The organism is Exiguobacterium sp. SH0S7, from assembly GCF_004337195.1.
GTDB lineage: Bacteria > Bacillota > Bacilli > Exiguobacteriales > Exiguobacteriaceae > Exiguobacterium > Exiguobacterium aurantiacum_A.
The window spans coordinates 1-1,440 of record NZ_SJVA01000026.1; the positions used below are offsets into that span (position 1 = coordinate 1).

The 1,440-nt window shown below is 53.4% G+C and carries 2 protein-coding genes; both read left to right on the forward strand.

Translation table 11 applies throughout. From position 1 onward, the window contains the following. Window positions 1-54 precede the first annotated feature (54 nt). A complete protein-coding gene (locus EVJ22_RS15750) occupies window positions 55-564 on the forward strand; it encodes a helix-turn-helix domain-containing protein (RefSeq protein ID WP_370246428.1) in 510 nt (169 codons plus the stop codon). Then, window positions 561-1,403 (forward strand): IS3 family transposase, encoded by an 843-nt coding sequence (locus tag EVJ22_RS15755; protein ID WP_370246430.1) that lies wholly within the window; start codon window positions 561-563, stop codon window positions 1,401-1,403. The genes EVJ22_RS15750 and EVJ22_RS15755 overlap by 4 nt, the downstream gene beginning before the upstream one ends. Window positions 1,404-1,440: the final 37 nt, after the last annotated feature.

Consider the following 1,440-nt stretch of genomic DNA (forward strand, 5'->3'; position numbering starts at 1 on the left):
TGAACTGCCCCATAAAAGTTGGACATAAAAATCCAACTTTTATGGGGTGTTTTTATGGTCAAATTTACGAAGGCTTTCAAAATTCATGTGGCCGAACGCTACTTGACGGGCAAAGACGGATGCACAACGTTAGGAAAAGAGTTCGGGGTGGACCGTAAGAAAGTCAGTCAATGGGCACTCCTCTATGAGCGCTGGGGCGAGACGATCTTCGATCCGTCCTATACAGCCCACTCGCCGGCGTTTAAACTAAGGGTACTAAACGATATGGCGGACAACGGGCTGTCCTTGATCGACGCGGCCCTGAAGTACAGGCTGTCCTCTCCCGGGATGATCTCCAACTGGCGATCCACATACGAACGGGAGGGGCCCGAGGGCCTGGCCGCCAAGCCGAAAGGACGTGCCCCGATGCCGAGACGGAAGAAGCAGGAGCCCAAAGAGATGACGGAGGTCGAGAGGCTCAAGGAACGGGTCGAGTTCCTCGAGATGGAGAACGCAGCGTTAAAAAAATTGAAAGCCTTGGTTCAAGAAGAGGAAGCGCGACGAACGGGATCAAGGCCCAAGTGATCGACGAGCTACGGGCCACCTATCCTGTACCGGGGCTCCTTCAGGTGCTCGATATGGCTCGAAGCGTCTACTATTATTGGCGGACGCGCCTGACGGCCGATGACAAGTATGCGGACGTGAAGGAAGCGATCCGGACCCTCTTCCACGAACACGAAGGACGTTGTGGCTATCGGCGAATCCATGCGCTACTCGAGCGCCAAGGTTTCAGGCACGACCCGAAAACAGTGTTGCGTCTTATGGACGAGCTCGGTCTCAAGTGCCTCGTCCGCATGAAGAAATATCGTTCCTACAAGGGAGAGGTCGGAACGATCGCAGCGAACCTCCTCGAACGGGATTTCCAGGCCACAGGCCTAAACCAGAAGTGGGTGACCGATGTCACCGAGTTCCACCTTTTCGGGGAGAAACTCTATCTCTCACCGATGATGGACCTGGCAAACCGTGAAATCATCGCCTATACGATGTCAGATAAGCCTAAGTATCCATTCATCGGCGAGATGTTGGACCAAGCCATCGCGAGACTCGATAGCGATATAAGGCCGATCCTCCATTCTGACCAAGGCTGGCAATACCAATTTCGAGCGTTCACGGCGAAGCTTCGCGAACACGGCATCACCCAAAGCATGTCCCGAAAGGGCAACTGTCTCGACAACGCGGCCATCGAGAGCTTCTTCGCCGTGCTCAAGTCCGAGCTACTCTATCTCAGGAAGTTCGAGGACATGGCTCATTTCAAACAGGAGCTCGAGCGCTACATCGAGTACTACAATCATCGTCGCATCAAGAAACGACTAAAAAACCTGAGCCCGGTGGAATACCGGACCCAGGTTCTCGAAGTCGCCTGACAAATTATTTAGTGTCTAACTTTTTTGGTTCAGTTCA

Excerpts from the sequence above, each read along its gene's own strand:
- EVJ22_RS15750 (WP_370246428.1), top strand. The coding sequence starts at position 55 with ATGGTCAAATTTACGAAGGCTTTCAAAATTCATGTGGCCGAACGCTAC.